17 protein-coding genes are annotated in these 18,085 nt (G+C 56.9%); 7 read left to right on the plus strand and 10 right to left on the minus strand.

Annotation, left to right across the window (positions count from 1 at the left end):
• Positions 1–24: 24 nt before the first annotated feature.
• The 3 genes from CU100_RS20485 (at position 25) to CU100_RS20495 (ending at position 3,390) form a co-directional block, all read left to right on the plus strand.
• Positions 25–1,014, plus strand: coding sequence for an AraC family transcriptional regulator (locus tag CU100_RS20485; protein ID WP_106718434.1), 990 nt, complete (start codon positions 25–27; stop codon positions 1,012–1,014).
• A gap of 61 nt (positions 1,015–1,075) precedes the next feature.
• Positions 1,076–2,281 (plus strand): MFS transporter, encoded by a 1,206-nt coding sequence (locus CU100_RS20490; RefSeq protein ID WP_106718435.1) that lies wholly within the window; start codon positions 1,076–1,078, stop codon positions 2,279–2,281.
• A gap of 131 nt (positions 2,282–2,412) precedes the next feature.
• Positions 2,413–3,390 carry a L,D-transpeptidase family protein gene (locus CU100_RS20495; protein ID WP_407070367.1) on the plus strand — a complete coding sequence of 326 codons (978 nt, stop codon included), beginning with the start codon at positions 2,413–2,415 and terminating at the stop codon, positions 3,388–3,390.
• Positions 3,391–3,553: 163 nt separating this feature from the next.
• Here CU100_RS20495 and CU100_RS20500 read toward each other — a convergent pair whose 3' ends face one another.
• Positions 3,554–4,261: a glutathione S-transferase family protein gene (locus CU100_RS20500; RefSeq protein ID WP_106718436.1), complete on the minus strand. Its 708-nt coding sequence runs from the start codon at positions 4,259–4,261 to the stop codon at positions 3,554–3,556.
• Between the two features lie 110 nt (positions 4,262–4,371).
• On the opposite strand from CU100_RS20500, the gene CU100_RS20505 reads away from it, so the two are divergent.
• Positions 4,372–5,280 (plus strand): LysR substrate-binding domain-containing protein, encoded by a 909-nt coding sequence (locus CU100_RS20505; protein ID WP_106718437.1) that lies wholly within the window; start codon positions 4,372–4,374, stop codon positions 5,278–5,280.
• 198 nt (positions 5,281–5,478) lie between these two features.
• Here the strand turns inward: CU100_RS20505 and CU100_RS20510 are convergent, their stop codons facing one another.
• From CU100_RS20510 to CU100_RS20530, 5 genes are all read right to left on the minus strand, one after another.
• Entirely contained in the window at positions 5,479–6,066 is a 588-nt protein-coding gene (locus CU100_RS20510; protein ID WP_106718438.1) for a DJ-1/PfpI family protein, read from the minus strand.
• Between the two features lie 98 nt (positions 6,067–6,164).
• Positions 6,165–7,115: a substrate-binding domain-containing protein gene (locus CU100_RS20515; RefSeq protein WP_106718439.1), complete on the minus strand. Its 951-nt coding sequence runs from the start codon at positions 7,113–7,115 to the stop codon at positions 6,165–6,167.
• Positions 7,116–7,172: 57 nt separating this feature from the next.
• Positions 7,173–8,165, minus strand: coding sequence for an ABC transporter permease (locus CU100_RS20520; protein WP_106718440.1), 993 nt, complete (start codon positions 8,163–8,165; stop codon positions 7,173–7,175).
• On the minus strand, positions 8,162–9,685 hold the full coding sequence (locus tag CU100_RS20525) for a sugar ABC transporter ATP-binding protein (RefSeq protein ID WP_106718677.1): 1,524 nt from the start codon (positions 9,683–9,685) through the stop codon (positions 8,162–8,164). Before CU100_RS20525 ends, CU100_RS20520 begins: the two co-directional genes overlap by 4 nt.
• Before the next feature lie 65 nt (positions 9,686–9,750).
• Complete coding sequence (locus tag CU100_RS20530) at positions 9,751–10,458, minus strand: GntR family transcriptional regulator (protein WP_106718441.1); 708 nt, start codon at positions 10,456–10,458, stop codon at positions 9,751–9,753.
• 130 nt (positions 10,459–10,588) lie between these two features.
• Here CU100_RS20530 and CU100_RS20535 point away from each other — a divergent pair, with 130 nt between their 5' ends.
• Genes CU100_RS20535 through CU100_RS20545 form a run of 3 tightly spaced genes read left to right on the plus strand, consistent with a single transcriptional unit; the run spans position 10,589 to position 14,177 of the window.
• Positions 10,589–11,815 carry an iron-containing alcohol dehydrogenase gene (locus CU100_RS20535; RefSeq protein ID WP_106718678.1) on the plus strand — a complete coding sequence of 409 codons (1,227 nt, stop codon included), beginning with the start codon at positions 10,589–10,591 and terminating at the stop codon, positions 11,813–11,815.
• Positions 11,816–11,838: 23 nt separating this feature from the next.
• A complete protein-coding gene (locus tag CU100_RS20540) occupies positions 11,839–13,320 on the plus strand; it encodes an NAD-dependent succinate-semialdehyde dehydrogenase (RefSeq protein ID WP_106718442.1) in 1,482 nt (493 codons plus the stop codon).
• Between the two features lie 23 nt (positions 13,321–13,343).
• The gene (locus CU100_RS20545) at positions 13,344–14,177 is read left to right on the plus strand and encodes an alpha/beta hydrolase (protein WP_106718443.1); all 834 of its coding nucleotides are present in this window, start codon (positions 13,344–13,346) and stop codon (positions 14,175–14,177) included.
• A 188-nt stretch (positions 14,178–14,365) separates the two neighbouring features.
• On the opposite strand, the gene CU100_RS20550 is transcribed toward CU100_RS20545, so the two are convergent.
• Genes CU100_RS20550 through CU100_RS20565 form a run of 4 tightly spaced genes read right to left on the minus strand, consistent with a single transcriptional unit; the run spans position 14,366 to position 18,081 of the window.
• Complete coding sequence (locus tag CU100_RS20550; protein WP_106718679.1) at positions 14,366–15,529, minus strand: M24 family metallopeptidase; 1,164 nt, start codon at positions 15,527–15,529, stop codon at positions 14,366–14,368.
• A 57-nt stretch (positions 15,530–15,586) separates the two neighbouring features.
• Positions 15,587–16,000, minus strand: a complete 414-nt coding sequence (locus tag CU100_RS20555) for a cupin domain-containing protein (RefSeq protein ID WP_106718444.1) — start codon at positions 15,998–16,000, stop codon at positions 15,587–15,589.
• A gap of 26 nt (positions 16,001–16,026) precedes the next feature.
• On the minus strand, positions 16,027–16,869 hold the full coding sequence (locus tag CU100_RS20560) for a phosphoenolpyruvate hydrolase family protein (RefSeq protein ID WP_106718445.1): 843 nt from the start codon (positions 16,867–16,869) through the stop codon (positions 16,027–16,029).
• 15 nt (positions 16,870–16,884) lie between these two features.
• The gene (locus CU100_RS20565; protein ID WP_106718446.1) at positions 16,885–18,081 is read right to left on the minus strand and encodes a Tm-1-like ATP-binding domain-containing protein; all 1,197 of its coding nucleotides are present in this window, start codon (positions 18,079–18,081) and stop codon (positions 16,885–16,887) included.
• Positions 18,082–18,085 lie beyond the last annotated feature (4 nt).

The raw sequence follows: 18,085 nt of genomic DNA on the forward strand, positions 1-18,085 counted from the left end.
ATGATCGGCATCTATCTTGGCTAAATGCTTGACCATTCGTCCAGACATTCTTCGTCGTCACGTATCCCGATAGATGCACTAAGCGAGGTCCTACAGGACTTTCGCTTAAGTGGCGTCAACTATGGCCGCTGCGAGCTCCGACACCCATGGAGCATTATTTTCCCGCAGCAACCGTTGCTTCGTTTTCACTTTGTTAGCCAAGGTCCATGCTGGATCCATACAGAAGTAGAAGGCTGGCAGCAGTTGCAAGATGGCGATCTGGTGCTCCTGCCGCAAGGGATCGGTCACCGGTTGGCTAGTGCGCCGGATGTCGTTGGTGACTCGCTTGAAGGGTGTCAGGTGACCAAGTTGGGGAGCAACGTCTGCGAGGTCGTGCGGGAGGGAACGGGCGCGACCAGCACCTTGTTCTGTGGCTCCATGGCCTTGGGCGCCTGTGCACTTAACCCCCTGATCAGTTTGATGCCGCCAATCATCAGGGGCTGCGACGTTGCCGGAAATGACCCGATCGTTCGGCCCTTGCTCGCCGCTATGACTGCTGAGGCCGCGCAACCGCAGGTGGGCAGCGCCACCATCTTGTCACGAATGGCGGACCTGCTCACAGCGCGGCTCATCCGCTGTTGGGTCAATTGCACTGGAGCCACGACGACGGGTTGGTTGGCGGCCATCCGCGACCCGCATATAGGCCGCGCCCTGGCAGCCATGCACCGGGACCCCGGCCATAACTGGACCCTTGAAAGCCTCGCCGGCCTGGCAGGCCAATCGCGTTCTATTTTCGCCGAGCGTTTCAGTGCAGTTTTAGGGGAAGGCGCGGCTCGATACCTCGCCCGCCTGCGCATGCAGCTCGCTCGCGACCTGTTGGGGCAAAGCGGCATGTCGGTTGCCGAGGTCGCCACCCGTTTGGGCTATGAGTCCGAGGCGTCGTTCGCTCGCGCGTTCAAACGCATCACCAATGTGTCGCCTGGCGTTGTGCGACGCACAATTCCCGGACGATCAGACATAGATTTCGGATTTTAAGATACATATCATCCGGTACGAGTCGTCTATGAATATTCTCCAGAACCTTGGAGATAGCGCAATGACGGACACAACATTACAGTTGCATGATCAGACAAAAGACCTTGATGCTGCGCCAGTTGCATGGAACTCGACGACCTGGTTCGCGGTCCTTTCAATGGCGGCCACCAGCTTTGCGCTTGTGTCAGCGGAGTTTTTGCCAGCAGGCCTATTGACGCCAATGGCGCGCGATCTCGGAATCAGCGAGGGGACTGCCGGACAAGTCGTCACGGCCACCGCGTCGGTCGGAGCCGTGACGGCCATGTTGAGCAATGTTCTCATCGGTCGGCTTGATCGCAAGACGGTGCTGGTAGGTCTCAGCGCCTTGGCAATTGGTTCCAATATTCTTGCTGCGGTGGCAACCGATTTCTGGCTGTTATTGTTAGGCCGGGCCGGGTTGGGCATCGCCCTCAGTGCCTTTTGGGCACTTTCGGTTGCCGTCGTGGCCAGGCTGGTGGGCGCCAGTGCGACCGGCAGAGGCATGGCGATCGTTACCCTCGGCGTCTCGCTCGCCACCATTGCCGCGCCTTCGATGGGTGCATTGATCAGCGACTGGTTGGGTTGGCGCAGCGCCATGGCTATGACAGCTGGGCTCGCCGCCCTTGCTATGCTCCTGCAGTTACTCAGTCTGCCGACTTTGCCTGCTACGACAAGCAACAGTCTTGCCGATGTCCTTCGGTTGACACGGCGGCGTGGCATTCAACTGGGCATGCTTGCAATCCTTTTGCTCATGACGGGGCATTTTGCTGGCTCGGTTTATGTGCGCCCCTTCCTGGAACAGGTTACGCTCCTTACGACTGGTCCGATTGCCTTGGCGCTGCTCGGATTTGGTATCGCCGCAGTGATCGGTAATATTGCCGGTGGCCGCATGGCCGATGCCAATATCCGCATCGCCCTCGTGGCAACCGCCGTGTTGATGGCGTTTGCGGCGCTGGCTTTGGTACTTTGGGGCGTGCACATTGGCGTTGCCTTTGTCTTTGCTACGCTGTGGGGCTTCGCATTTGGCATGGCACCGGTGGTGCTGCCGACCAATCTTTCTCGCGCAGCGCCTGACGCCTTGGAAGCAGCGGGCAGCCTGATGGTCACCTCTTTTCAGGTCGCCATAACCATTGGCGCGGTACTCGGCGGCTATGTCGTCGACACCTATGGCGCGACGGGCCCCTTAACCCTTACTGCAATACTTGCCGCATCGACAGCAGTGCTGGCGCTGCTACAGCCCCGCAGCTAGGCCCATACTACTGTGCGGGCGGGCGACTTTGTGGAAAGGTCGCCCGACGCTCTCGAAAAATGCCTGCGTCCGCGTACTTGGAACGACTATTCTTCGTGGAACATCTTCAGCGCGACTTTATTTTACCAGACATGAAAGTATTCGCCGTAATGTCAGCATTCTTCCTGATCGGTTCAGTCATCGTCGCTGAAGCCGTTGAGATCAAGCCCGACGCGATAAATTCTGCGTCCCTAGCGACCATATCGGAGGAACACGCGGCCGAACCCTCAGCGGGTCCGGATCCTGCGATTGTCCGTCTTCAGGTTCTTCTAGACCGCGCCGGTATATCGCCGGGCGTGATCGATGGTGTTCATGGGAGGAACGTTACAAAGGCGGTGGCCAGCTTCGAAAAGATGAAGGGGTTGCCTGCCGACGGCGCAATGGACCCCGATGTAGTCAGTAGGCTGGAGACGGGCGGCCCGATCATCGAAACCTATACGGTCACGGCCGACGACGCGAAAGGTCTAGTGGACCGCATCCCGGAAGACTACGGCGAAAAGGCAAGAATGCCCAGCTTGGGATACACCAGCGTTGCTGAAACAATTTCGGAGCGTTTTCACATGCATTCCAACTTGCTGAACGCACTGAATCCAGGTTCGGATTACGCCCCTGGGGCAACACTCCAGGTGACCATGCCGGGCGCGCCGCTCCAGGGAAAGGTGGCCCGCATCGAAGCCGACAAGTCGGCTGGGCTCGTTACCGCCTACGATGATCGGGGTGTTATCCTGGCGGCCTATCCCGCTACCGTGGGCAGCGAAGACAATCCTTCGCCTAGGGGTACGCACAAGGTGAAGGGCGTCGCACGTATGCCCGTTTTTAGGTACAACCCGATGGTCAACTTCAAGCAAGGGAAGAACAACAAGATCCTTACGATCCCCAAGGGCCCCAACGGACCGGTCGGAAGTGTCTGGATCGATTTAACCAAGCCAACATACGGCATTCACGGAACGCCTGATCCTGAGCTCATCGACAAGGTAGAATCACATGGCTGCGTTCGCCTGACGAACTGGGACGCCGAGGAGTTGGCTGGAATGGTGAAGCCCGGGGTTATTGTGAGATTCACCAACTAGGCGTTGCTGCTTTTACAGCAATTTCTGCCGGCGGCAACGACCCCCGGAGCTTCTTCTTGCTACTGCTTGCTATCTGGACACGTTCCAAGAAGACACGGGTTGGTCATCTCTGTAGAAGGCAGAAAGAAATCCGCCAGCACGAGTGCCAGCGGATACAAGGGTCTCACGAAGCCTGCTGTCGCAGATGCAGAGCGTCTTTCAGGGAGACCTCGCCGCGAAACCCGCCGTTGGAGATGCTTTTTTCGCCTCGCTCAATGGCGTGTGCGAACCGCACGCCTGGATCGTCCTCAAGCCTTTCAAATAGATTCTGGACAGCTGGATAGTCGCGGCGGTCAAGCACATCGTGGTACTTCGTCCACCGCGCGATCCCCGCGAAATAAGCATCAGCCAGGGTACGCCGCTCGCCCAACAGCCATTTCTTACCCCGAAGCATTTCCTCCAGATCAGCATGCGCCTTAGCTAGCAGGGTGGCGCCGTAGGTCCTCAACGCGTCTTTGGAGCTGCCATCGCTCTCATGTTCCAGCGCATACCAGAGTGGCGAAAAGCCGTTGAAGAGGCTGGTGTTAAGATAAGCCAACACTTGATTAAAAAGGTCAAATTGATCCGAACCCTGCGGAAATCCAAGTCCCTTCCCGATACCGAGCCAACCAAGATGATTCATGATCGCCATGCTCTCGCTGATGACTCGGCCGTTGCCGAGCATCAGTGCCGGAGTTTCGGCGACAGGGTTGATGCGACGATAAGTTTCGCTTGTCACATCGGCAGGCATTTCAACGCGCGACAGGCGGTAGGGTTCGCCTAACCATTCCAGCGCTACGATCGAGCCGAATGAGCATCCCGAAGGGACGCCGTAAAAGAGGGTGGGTATCATATCAGTTCTCCGTGCAACGTCTTGGTGAAGGGCAATTCCTTCGTTGGAGAAGATGCATGCATGGACTTTAGGTGAGAAGTCCGTTACATCCCACCCTAAAGTCCACATGCATGGACGGTGAGAACGTGCTTAACCTCAATGACCTGAGAAATTTTGTGCGGGCCGTGGACAGCGGCGGTTTCGCAGCCGCAGCACGCCTGATCGGCTCTCCCAAATCGACGGTCAGCAAGCGGGTGGCCGAGCTTGAAGCCGATCTCGGCGCCCGCCTGATCCACCGAACGTCGCGTAGCTTTACGCTTACCGAGGTGGGGCAGGAGTTTTACGAGCACGCGAAGGCTTCGCTGATCGAGGCCGATGCGGCTGAAGAAGTGGTGCGGCGTCGGCTGGCGGAGCCTATCGGCAAGGTCAGAATCACAGCTTCGGTGCCGGTCGCTCAGTTCTTGATCGCCGAGCGGCTTCCTGCATTGATTGAAGCTTACCCCAGAATATATGTGGACCTTCATGTAACAGACCGGTTCGTCGACATCATCCACGAAGGCTTCGATATCGCGATACGCAGTCACATAACGCCCTTGCCCGACTCCACACTGATGCAAAGACGAATGTCCGTCGAACCGATCATCCTCGTGGCCTCGCCGGCATATCTCGCGCAGCGCGGGCTACCGCAATACCCCATCGACCTAGCCAATCACGCGGGCATCGACTCCGGTTCCGCATCGGCGCTCTGGAGTCTTCGCAATGAGTCGGGACAGCAGGTCCAAATCGCACCGCGGACTTGCCTGAGCGCCAATGAGGCGGGCGTTCTGCTTCAGACAGCTAAGGCGGGGCTTGGGATCGCACGTCTGCCTGAATCCATCGCGGCCCCGAGCCTGAGACAAAATGAGTTGATTCATGTGCTCCCCGGCTGGACGGAAGGAGCAATCACCACGACGATCCTGACGCCGCACAGGCGTGGTCAATTACCCGCTGTGAAGGCCGTAGTCGGTATCCTGACAAAGGCTGTCTCCGTTATGCCATAGCCGTCTGCGCGCCAGGTTACGCTAACCTATTGGTCAACGATTGCTTCTCTTGGTCTTGGCAAAAAATCGCCTCGTAAATCCCGCGCCTGCTGCGCAGTGATTTTCGTGTTCTGCTCATGCCACCGGCTTGCCGAGGCCTGGAGGAATGCCGGCCCCCTAATGTCCGGCCGACAGACACTCCTGTTCGGCTTTAAAAACCTAGTTATGGCGAATTTCGGTACCGAGAACTTTCAGGCACTCCCGGATGAACGCGGCCAGCGCCGTCCAGCCCTTTGCCGAGACCATGGTGCCGTCCACATAGGCTTCCGTTGGAGAGAGGTCGATGTAGGTACCACCCGCCAGCATCACTTCGGGCTCGCAAGCGCCAAGTGCCGCTACTTTTTTCCCACGAACGACGCCGTCGACGGCGATCAGTATCTGGACTCCGTGACAGATCGTGAAGATGGGCTTTTTTGCCTCGTGGAAATGCCGCACCAACGCCTGAACGCGTTTGTCGGTGCGGATATACTCCGGCCCGCGACCACCTGCGCAATAAACGGCGTCATATTGCTCAGGCTTCGCCTCGGAGAATGTCTTGTTGATGACGAAGTCGTGTCCCAGCTTTTCAGTGTAGGTTTGATGGCCCTCGAAATCGTGAAGGGATGTCTTGATGATGTCGCCTGCGTTCTTGTCAGGGCAAACGACGTGAACGGTGTGGCCGACGGCTTCCATGGCTTGCTGGAAGACAAAGATTTCATATTCTTCGGTAAATTCTCCGGTCAGCATCAGTATTTTTTTGGCTGGCATTTTCGTTCCTCTGCAGGTTTGTCTGGCTCCCTTTTAGGTCCAGTTCGATGAATGATAGGGCCAAGACAGCTCGTCGTGCTGCCTTGGCCGGGTAAGTTTTAGAAAGGAGAATCGGGAAAATAGTATTCCTTTGCATTTGCCTGAGTAATTAGTGGAGCATCGAGTTTCACTGTTCCACGCACAGGTGCCTGACCGACGAACTGGGCCGCGGTCATATAGATTGCTGTCTTGATCATGGATGGTGGGTAAGGTGTCTCAATCGGCGTGACCTTGTCGCCGGCAATAACCTTTTCAACGATTTCCTTCATGCCGTTGCCGCCGAGCGCGTATTTGATCTCAGTGCGGCCGGACTGCTTGATCGCCTCGAGAACGCCAAGCAACATGTCGTCATCGTTCGCCCAAACCGCATCAATATGCGGGTATTTGGCAAGATAGTCCTGCATCAATTTGAATGCTTCGTCACTGTTCCAGTTGGCATACTGGATATCGAGAATTTTAAGGTCCGATCCGGCGATGCCGTCCTGAAAACCCTTGATACGCTCGTCGTCGATGACCGTTGGAATGCCGCGTAGCACGACGAGGTTGCCTTTGCCTGCCAGTTTATCGACCAGGAATCTAGCCGTGGTGTGGCCAACGGCGATATTATCGCCTGCAACATAGAGATCCTGAATGCTCGCATCGCTCAGGCCACGATCGACCACAGTCACGAAGGCCCCGGTGTCCTTGATCGCCTTGACGGGTGTCGTCAGTTCTTCCGAACTATGTGGAAGGATGACCAGTGCGTCGATCTTCCGACCGGCCGAGAGATCCTCGATGGCGCTCACTTGCGCGGCGGCTGAAGGTGATGTTTTGACGATAACATCGACGTCGGGAAACGCTGCCTTGATCTCCTTTGCCGCTGCGTTTGCATGGTAGACAACACCGGCCGTCCAGCCATGATCGGCGGCTGGTATCGAAACCGCTATCGTTTTCTTTTCCTGCGTCAGTGCCGGAGTGGCCAAAAGAACCGAACCCAAGGCGAGCGCGGCGACCCATTTAGTTCTAAACATATTTTCCTCCCAGAAGTGGACCAAAAAGAACATACGCCGCGTGGTCCAGACGCGGTGTTATCTTGATAAACGTTGGATGAGCATGGCGATGATAATGATGACGCCCTGAACGGCAGCTACGAGATATTCCGATACGAAATCTGAGAGCACCATCAGATTGGCAATCAGTTCGAGAATGACCGCCCCCGCAACAGTACCCCATATATGGCCCTTTCCACCCCGAAGTGCTGTTCCACCGATGACAACGGCGGTAATCACTTGCAATTCCCACAGCAGGCCAGTCGTCGGCGTCGCGGCACCAAGACGAGGAACGTAGCAGATCGCAGCAATGGCAACACAGGCGCCCTGGATAACGTAGGCGATCGTGCGCACTTTCGTCACCGAGATACCCGAATAGCGGGCCACATCTTCATTCGCTCCGACAGCGGCGCAGCGGCGACCATACTTTGTCTTGTAAAGGATGAATGATGCAGCCACCGCAACGACTATGGAAATGACGATAGGAACAGGCACTCCGAGCAAACTACCAAAATAGACGGGGCGATAAGCATCGCGCAGGCTTCGGTCGATCGGAATTGAACCTCCGTCGGACAGGTAGGTGATCAGCGCACGAAAAATTCCCATGGTACCGAGCGTGGCGATAAATGGTTCAATTTTACCGACCGTCACGATCACACCATTGACCAATCCACATAGAACGCCGGCAAGCATCACGATTCCGATGCCGGCAATTATTGCGCTGGTTCCAAGGTTTGCCGCCAAGGCATTCATGGAGAGGATCATTACACCGGTCACGAATGCCGCCATGGAGCCGACGGAGAGATCCAGCCCACCGGAAGAGATAACGAACGTGGCACCAACGGCAATGATTGCGATGAAAGCGCTTCGCGTTACAACATTGGCGATGTTATTGGCCGAAAGAAACTCCGGGTTGACGAGAAAGCCGACAAGTAAAAGCGCCGCTAGGGCGATGAAGGGGCCAGCATCGACCCAGTTGATCTTGAATTGCGGTTCATGCTGGATCGAGCCGATTGCTGTCATGTCGGTCATGTGTGCCTCACCCCCTGGAATTCCTTGCTCATGCTGACGTTGCTGGTGGCCAGAAGCGCGATTTTATTTTCGGTCATGTCCGCACCTGTGACTTCACCGCTGATGCGGCCTTCCCGCATCACAAGAATCCTGTCGCAAATGCCGATGAGTTCCTGCATTTCGGATGAAATGACGATGCAGGCTTTGCCTGTTTCCACCAACTTGTGAATGAAGCTGTAGATCTGCGCCTTGTTGGCGATATCGATCCCACGTGTTGGCTCGTCGATGATAACGACGGATGGATTGGTCAGAAGAACTTTGGCCAGGAGAAGCTTCTGCTGATTGCCACCACTGAGTTGTCCAGCCTGAAGACTGTAGCTTTTGAGCCGGATGTCGTAGGTATCGACCGCATGGACCAAGGCTTCGCGATCCCTGCTTTTTCTTAGAAGGCGGTGAGGATGAACCCGCGACAGGGCGGACAAGGTCAGGTTGGACGCAAGCTGTTCCCCGAGAAGCAACCCTTTGCCTTTGCGGTCTTCGGTGAGGTAGCCAATTCCTGCTTCAATGGCATCGAGCGGCTTTCTGATATGGATGGACTCTCCTCGCAGGCGGAGTTTCGCCGTGCCTGGGCGAAGTCCCAATATCCCTTCGAAAAGCTCGGTCCTGCCTGCACCGATCATGCCGCCAAATCCGAGTATCTCGCCCTTATGGACAGCAAAGGATATGTCGCTCACGAATCCCGGGACTGTTGCGCCACTTACTTCCAGCATTGGTTCGCTGATGCAGCGTATGCTCTTTTTTGGATAGAGAGTGGCGAGCTCGCGGCCGACCATGAGATTGGCCATGTCCATTTGGCTAAGCGTCCTGCCTGGATATGTGCCGATCATTTTGCCGTCACGCAGCACCGTGACACGGTCGGCAAGACGCTGGACTTCGTCGAGCCTGTGGCTGATGTAAAGGATGGCGATGCCTTGGTTCTTGAGCCGCACGATAATTGCCAGGAGGGTTTCGACCTCATCGCTCGTCAAAACCGCAGTGGGCTCATCGAAAATCACCAGGCGATAATTATCCAGCAGTGCACGGGCGATCTGAACCAGTTGCCGGTCCGCCAACGAAATGTCTCTTACCAGAGCCGATGGCGAGACCCTGCAGCCGATTTCAGCGAGCTTGGACGACGTAATCCTTTGCATGGTTCGGTCATCGATGATGCCATTGCGCGTCAGTTCACGGCCAAGAAACAGATTTTCGGCCACCGTCAAGGCCTCAGCAAGCAGGATCTCCTGATGGACGAGGACAATTCCGCTCGCCTGCGCCATGGCTGGCTTTGGAAAGACGACCTCAGCACTATCCATCCACAGGGAACCTGACGTCGGCTCCACATAGCCGGAAAGTAGCCGCATCAATGTGGACTTGCCAGCGCCGTTTTCCCCAATGATCGCATGTACTTCACCAGCCCGTATATCGAGTGTGACATCTGAAAGGACGGAAACTTGCCCATATTTCTTGGCGAGACCCTTGGCTTCCAGTACTGGTCTTGGCATGGCCTCAACCACTAGAGAGTGAGGTGGGGCGACCGCCTCAGTTTTCCCATTCGCTACACCAGACATCAATCGAACGCCTCGAGCAGCCGGTCGCGTGAGTGAAGGATGTGATTCCGCATGGCTTGCTCGGCACCGAAGGCGTCGCCGCTGGAAAGTGCCGTCACAATGGCATCGTGCTCGTCGAGCGCTTCTTCTGTCACACGGGAGTGGAACATCAGGCGAAAGATGTGAAAGTGCGTATGTTGATGCGCAAGCGTTTCGCGAATGAGCTGATTTCCGGCCAGATCCAGAATTTTGTCGTGGAATATTGCGTCTTGTCTGGCGAACGTCGAATAGCGAACCCGCTCGTCAGTGCCGTCACGGCGGAACATGACTCCGGCTGCCTCCTGGAGTTCCTTCATCCCCGTCTCACTCATGTTTGCGACGGCGCGTTTGGCTGCATCCGGTTCCAACAGCAGCCGCAGCTCGTACAGCTCGTCGAACTTGCGCCTCGAAATTTGCGGCGCAGCGCTATAGCCGACAAGATGCGCCTTGTTGACAAGGCCCTCCCCCTCCAAGCGACCGAGAGCCTCACGGATCGGTGTGTGCGAGACATTCAGTTCTCGCACTAGATTATCGACAGTAATGCGGGATCCAGGTGCGATCTTTAAGGCCATTAATTGCCCAAAAATCACATCATAGACTTCATCCGCCAGGCTTGGGGAACGCTGAATGGTGATAGCCTCGCCCCCGCTACGCAATGGTTTGGTATTTGATGAAATCGTGCTGCGCATGCTTTTGCCTCTTGACAATGGCCAAGCACTAGCACGATGCTTGACCGAATACAATCCTATATCCTATACGATTTTATATTCCAAGATGCAGACGCTGACGTGTCGTCGCAAGAGCGGAGGAAAACTTCTTATGAGCCTTTTCGCAGCCATCCGCCTGCCCGGCGAAATCCTATTTGGCAAAGGACAGCGTATGGCGCTCGCGCGAGTAGCAGCACGTCTCGGCGCCCGTGCCCTTGTATGCACTGACGAAAGGTTTGCTGGAACGCGGCCGTTTTTGGAAATGATGGAAGGCCTACGAGAAGCGGGCCTGAAGGTTCTTGTTCACGACAAGGTTCTACCGGACGTGCCTCGCGATTCGGTCGCCACATGCGTTGCAGAGGCCCGCTCATTTCAGCCAGACCTTGTGATCGGCATGGGCGGAGGTAGCTGCCTCGACATGGCAAAATGCGCCGCGCTCCTGCTCAGCCATGGCGGACAACTTCAAGACTATTATGGAGAGTTCAAGGTGCCCGGCCCCACCCTTCCGGTCATCGCCGTGCCCACGACAGCCGGAACAGGATCTGAGGTTACTCCGGTTGCCGTCATATCTGATCCTGATCGGACCTTGAAGGTTGGCATATCGAGCCCGTATCTGATTCCCGCCACTGCCATTTGCGACCCGGAACTGACCATGACATGTCCTGCGGGCCTGACAGCCATTGCCGGTGCCGACGCGCTGACCCACGCCATCGAGGCCTACACGGCGTTCCGGCGACCCGGCGATCCTGATCTTCCCCAAAACCACGTCTTCATTGGCAAAAGCGCACTGACGGATCATTTCGCACTGCTGGCCATCGAGCTTCTCGGCCGAAGTCTTGAGAAGGCTTGTGCGAACGGTGCTGACGAAGACGCACGCGCGGATGTGATGATGGGCGCCCTTGCCGCGGGCTGTGCTTTCGGAACTGCCGGAACAGCTGCTGCCCACGCCATCCAGTATCCGGCAGGCGCCTTGACCCACACCGCGCATGGAATGGGCGTTGCCACCATGATGCCTTACGTCATGATGTACAACCGCTCCAGCTCAACCGACGAAATGTCAAAGATCGCTATTGCGCTCGGCGTTGATGCAACTGAAAAAACGACCGATGATCTTGCCGATGCGGCCATCGCCGAAGTTGGCCGCCTTTTTTCGGCGATTGGCATAACTCCGACCCTGGCTGCGCTTGGCCTTGATGAAGACAGGCTTGACTGGACTGCCGAACAGGCTGTCGGCATCGAGCGGCTCATCAAGAATAATCCCCGCCCGATTGATCTTGCCTCCATGAAGCGGCTGATCAGGGCTTCTTTTAGCGGCGACCTATCGGCTGCCGCATTTTAAACCCGCCTATCAGGATCGAAGCCATGAATATAGCCACTACGACCAGTTCCATTCCATCAAACCTTGATCTAGCGACACTTTCGCAAGGGCTGTTCATCGACAACAAGTGGAGTCCCTCCGGGAGTGGAAATTCGATCACTGTGATTGATCCATCCACCGAAGCTGTGCTGGCGCACGTGCCGGATGCAACCGTGGCAGATGCGGCGCGGGCGGTAAGCGCCGCGTCGAATGCTGCTGGGGGATGGCGCGACACAGCACCGAGGATGCGCTCGGAGATATTGCGCCGTTGCTATGAATTGATGATCGAACGATCCGAAATGCTCGCTATGCTGATCTCGCTGGAGAACGGCAAGGCCTTGCGGGATGCGCGCTCCGAAGTCGCCTATGCCGCAGAATTTTTTCGCTGGAATTCGGAAGAAGCAGTCAGGATCAGCGGAGAATTCGGTATTGCTCCGGGAGGTGCCAATAGAATTGTTGTCGACTACCAGCCAATTGGCATTTGCGTGCTCATCACGCCGTGGAATTTTCCCGCCGCAATGGCGACGCGGAAGATAGCGCCGGCACTTGCCGCAGGCTGTACGGTCATCCTCAAACCAGCAAGCGAAACACCGTTGACAGCCTATGCCCTTGCTACACTTTATGAGGATGCGGGTGTGCCTGCCGGTGTGGTAAACGTCCTGACGACCTCCAATCCGGGGCCAGTCACGGCCGCCATGCTCGCAGATCCGCGTGTACGCAAGCTCTCGTTCACCGGATCAACTGCCGTGGGACGTCAATTGCTTGGGGAAGCGGCCAAAAGCGTCATCAATTGTTCGATGGAACTTGGCGGCAATGCACCGCTCATCGTGTTTGACGATGCTCAGCTTCAGACCGCACTCGACGGGACGATGATAGCAAAAATGCGCAATGCTGGCGAAGCATGTACGGCCGCCAACCGCATCTATGTGCAGGCAGGGATATATGAGGCTTTCACCCGGGGATTGGTGGAGCGTATGTCGGCGCTTAAGGTCGGCAATGGCGTTGATCCGGCAACCGAGTGCGGACCGATGATCACCCCGGCCGCAGTCGAGAAAATTGAACGTTTGGTGGCAGATGCGGTAAAAGGCGGGGCACGCGTGCTTTGCGGCGGGATAAAGCCCAGTTCAAAGGGCTTCTTTTACCCACCGACAGTGCTTGCTGACGTTCCCTCACAGGCCGCAATGGCGCACGAAGAAATTTTTGGGCCTGTTGCTGCCATCACAAAATTCACGACTGAAGACGAGGTCGTGGCGAACGCCAACAATACAGAGTATGGACTTGCGGCGTATGTCTTTACCAGCGACCTAGCGAGGGGGCTGCGAATGGCACGGCAGATCGAAGCGGGTATGATCGCGCTCAATCGTGGGCTCGTCTCCGATCCTGCAGCCCCATTCGGGGGGGTCAAACAGAGTGGTCTCGGTCGCGAGGGCGGTCAACATGGAATTTTGGAATTTCTGGAGGCAAAGTACATCGCGGCCACATTCTGAGCGCCTGCAACAAGGATAAATCTATGCACCTCGATCCGTTTCGCACGCGAGATCATGTACCTGACTTCGATGATCAGATGCGCGATTACATAGTAAGAAGCGACGCAAGCCGTTCCAGTCTGAGGATGATAGGCGACATTGCCTATGGCACCGATTCCTCTGAAAAGCTCGACCTGTTTTTTCCGAACGAAGATACTTTCAAAAGTCCGGTCCACATGTTCATCCATGGGGGCTATTGGCGCATGTTCTCGAAGGAAGATTTTTCCTTTATTGCTGAAACTGTAACAAAAACTGGGGCCATCGCAGTCATAATTAACTACGCCCTCATGCCGGCTGTTCGCATGGCAGCTATTGTCGATCAGGTACAAAGGGCAAAACTCTGGGTTCAGCAAAATATCGCTACCTATGGCGGAGATCCGCAGCACCTCACGATCAGCGGACATTCGGCCGGAGCGCATTTGTGCGCGTTCCTGTTCAACGACGCCATGGCAAGTTCGGGTATATGCGGTGCTTTGCTCCTTAGCGGTCTATATGATCTAAAGCCGCTGCAATCGTCGTTCCTCCAGCCCGAGATAGCGATTACAGCTGAAGAGGTCAGGGACTTCACGCCGCTAACCCACCGCTACGATCCGCGTGTCTCAGTTTCAATTCTTGTCGGAGAGCGCGAGACTGAGCCGTTTCATCGTCAAGCTTCCAACTTTGCAAGTCTTCTCAGCGGCCAAGGCCTCTCGGTCGCATGTCATAAGCTTCACGATGCGAACCATATGAGCGGCGTGCGCGACCTCGGTGTCGCGGACAGCGAGGCGGGCATACTGTTGGGCAAACTAATTCGTAGCTGTTCCAAACGGATCGCCTGAAAAAATCGGCCGGGCTCTACGGTTGCTCGCGGGAGTGCGGCGTTAGCAGGCGCAGAGTCACGGTTGATTGCACCTACTAAGTGGTGCTTGCCCTATCCAACGAAGTATATCCGCATAGGCTTGAGCAGAAATCCAATTCAAGAATCGGGTACACGTCTATCCGGCTTTCTTTCTGACGAAATCCAAAATCACGAAGCACCTCGGTTCCAGCCGCGGCCACGATTGCCAAACATCTCATAACCGCCGTCGGTAATGGCAAGCGTATCCTCCAGCTTGATGAAGCCTCGCCTTGGGTGAAGCATAGTCGTCTCGACTGAGATCACCATACCTTTTTCCAATGGCCTGTCGACGTCGATGCCCTCATAGGTAACGGGGTGGTTCGTCATCAGGAATGGGGCTTCGTGGCTGACGAGACCCATGCCGTGGCAGAAGAAGTCGGTGAAGGCAGCCGATGGCGAGGCTTTAAGCGCGGATTCCGCCGCCACAATCATTTCACTGCCGGGCGCGCCTGCCCTCACCCTGGAGAAAGCCGCCTGCTGTATGGACTCAACCTCGGCCAGAAGGTCGTCCAGTTCCGTGTCCGGCTCGCCAAGCACGCCCATGCGGCAGAGGTCACCAATATAGCCGTCATGGTTGCCGCCGGAATCGATTGAAAGGATCTCGCCCTCGGCCCAGGCCCGGGATGAGGCGGCTCGATTGTGGCTGGATCCCAGCGTCAGCAGACAATATTCGAAATGCAGGCCCCGGTTCGTTTCCTCCCGTCGCAGTTGTTCAATGATCTCCCTCTTCGTCGAGCCCACCCTTGCCGCCGCGATCGTTGCCAGCATCGAGTCGGTGATCAGTTCGGAAGCGCGTCTCAGCTTTACCAGTTCACCCGGCGTTTTCACGGCCCTGAGCCGCTCCAATGCATGTGTGGCGTCGGCGAACCGCGCGCCTTCCAACCGCGAGGCGAGCAAGTCTCGTGCGTCGCACGGCAAGAAGGCTGGCTCTATGCCGATACGGCATTCGGCCTTGCCGATCGTCTTCAGGTGCTCGACGGCAAGTCCAGCGGCATCCTGCGTGCCCCAGGTTGCGGTGTGCACGGTCGGCGTCCAAAACGGATTGTTCTGGTGCTCTCCACCCTCCATTCGGTTGCCCACATAGGCCGAATGCTCTGGCGCACCTTTCTCATAGATTGCTATGGGCAAGTACCGGCTATGGCCGATGGCATCCATTGCAGCGAAGAAGATGAACTTATAGCCGCCCATCAGATATTGGGTGTTGTGCTTGGAGGTGGCGACGATGACGTCAATACCTGCCTCCTCCATGAGCCGGTCGAGCTTGGCGGTATCGAACGGCGCGACGGTGTACATTGTTTCCTCTGCATTGATGTTCACAGGTTTTTCTCCAGAAGAATACATGGTCGGGATCTAGCAGCCGACCGGCAGTTGGCGGAAATCCGGCAGTTCGCGGAGGGCAAGCTCCGGACCCGCCGGCGAATAGACGACGAAGAGTTGCATGGGCCCTGCACCGGTATTCTTTGTCGCATGGAAGCGGCTTTCGGGGATATAGATCGTGCAGCCGGGGCCGACTTGTCTCGTGATCGGGTTTCCGTTCTCGTCCTCCACCATCTGCTCGCCTGCCCCGGAAATGACAAAGATGATTTCTTCCGCGCCCGGATGATTGTGGCGGGCATGGCCTTCGCCACTCGGCAAGTCGACGACACCGCCGGAAAATCGGTCGGCGCCGTTGACCTCCGGCGCCACGGTCAGTGACAGCTTGCCCCAGTCGAATCCGAATGCACTCACATCCTTCGGATAGATGAAGTACTTGTCTCTTGTCATGAAACGCTCTCCTCCAGTGTCTTTTGTCAGACGATCGCGCCGATGGCGAGCGCCTTGAAATCTTCCGTCTGCTTGCGGATCGCTGCCTCGGCCGGCAGGCGCTCCATCGAGCTTGCGCCATAGAAGCCGTTGCAATCAGGGCAACGTTCGAGGATGTAGCGCGCATCGTGCGGCGTAGAGATCGGTCCGCCGTGGCAGAGCACGATAACGTCGCTGCGTACGGAGCGCGCTGCCTTGGAAATCGCTGTGATCTCATCGACGCAGTCGTCAAGCGATTTGCCGGAGATTGCGCCGATCGTACCACCTGTCGTCACCCCCATATGCGCCACAACGATGTCGGCACCGGCAACCGTCATGTCGATCGCCTCGCTCGGGTTGAAGACGTAAGGCGTTGTCAGCAGGTCGAGCGCATGGGCCGCCGCAATCAGCTCGACCTCCAGTGCATAGCCCATCCCCGTCTCCTCGAAACTCTGGCGCATCTGGCCGTCAAAGAGGCCGATTGTGGGGAAGTTTTGCACACCGGAAAAACCCATCGCCTTCAATTCTGCGAGGAAGAGCGGCATTAGAATAAAGGGATCCGTGCCATTTACACCGGCAAGCACCGGCGTCTTCTTCACAACAGGCAGCACCTCGAGCGCCATGTCCTTGACGATCTCATTGGCATTGCCATAAGCCAGCAGGCCGGCTGCCGAGCCACGGCCTGCCATGCGGTAGCGTCCCGAATTGTAGATGATGATGAGGTCAATGCCACCTGCCTCCTCGGCCTTGGCGGAGAGGCCCGTGCCAGCGCCGCCGCCGACAATTGGCACGCCGGCTGCGATCATGCCGTGAAATTTTTCGAGGATGATTTTGCGAGGTATGGCTGGCATCGTTTCTCTTGACTCTCAGGGGTTGGCGATTTCGCGGTAGGCTGCTACGGCGGCCTCTGCGAATTGCGGGTCATTGATATGCATCGGTATGCGGATGACGCGTCGCGCCGGAGTCGGCTTCACGGTCTCCTCAATCGCGTTAAAAAGAACGGCGTCGGCTTGCGGGTCGAAGAATACATTACCTTCGATGTCGAGGGCCGAGACCCCTTTTTCGGGGATGAGGATGCGCACAGGACCCTGGCAGAGATTGAGCCTTTCTCCGATCCAGCGCCCGATCTGCTCACATTCTACGGACGTCGTGCGCATAAGTGTGACGTTCGGGTTGTGTCGGTAGAACAGCCGCCCGGCATATTGTGCGGGCACCGTCTCAGGAGCCCAGAAATTCACCATGTCGAGGGCACCCAGAGAGCCTACATAAGGCAAGCCGGTGCGGGCTATCGCGCCGAAACGGTCTGTTGTGGCAGGCAGGACACCCCCCAGAAGCAGGTCACAAACCTCGGTAGTCGTAATGTCGAGTACGCCCGAGAGGAATCCGCTATCGGCAAGCTTCTCCAGTGTGCGCCCTCCCGTGCCGGTGGCGTGAAAGACGAGGCAATCGTGATCGGCTCTGAGGCGCTCGACCATTGCGGTTACGGCAAATGTCGTTACCCCGAACATGGTGAGGCCTAGTGCTGGTTTCGACGCTGTCATTTTCGCAGCTTGGCTGGCCATTGCCGCAATCGCCTGGGCCGCATTGTGCAGAATGACCCGGCTGAGCCGGTTCAGGCCCGCCATGTCAGTTACGGACGGCATCATGATAATATCGGAAATGTCCACATAGGGAGCGACATCTCCCGACGCGAGCGTGGAGACCATGATCTTTGGCAGACCGAGCGCCAATTGGCGCATCCCCGCGGTGATGATCGAAGTGCCCCCGCCGCCACCGATACCGATGACTGCAGCGATGTCTTGGCGCTCGACGATAAAACGGGAAAACGCAACACCCATCGCTTCTACCGCCCTGCCCCGATCATCGCACGCAAGGACCGCAGCAGCGCCATGCGGATGGTAAGCCGCAACTGTCTCGGCATTCACATCAAAGGACGTCCCGGGCGGGCGCGTGCCAACGTCAACACTTAGCACAGTGCCTCCCGCCGTCTCGATGCAGGAAACCAGGTAAGCCAGCTCTTCGCCCTTCGTGTCAGCCGTACCAACCACGTAGATGTGCTTCATTTCT

It is taken from the genome of Phyllobacterium endophyticum, from assembly GCF_003010935.1.
GTDB lineage: Bacteria > Pseudomonadota > Alphaproteobacteria > Rhizobiales > Rhizobiaceae > Phyllobacterium > Phyllobacterium endophyticum.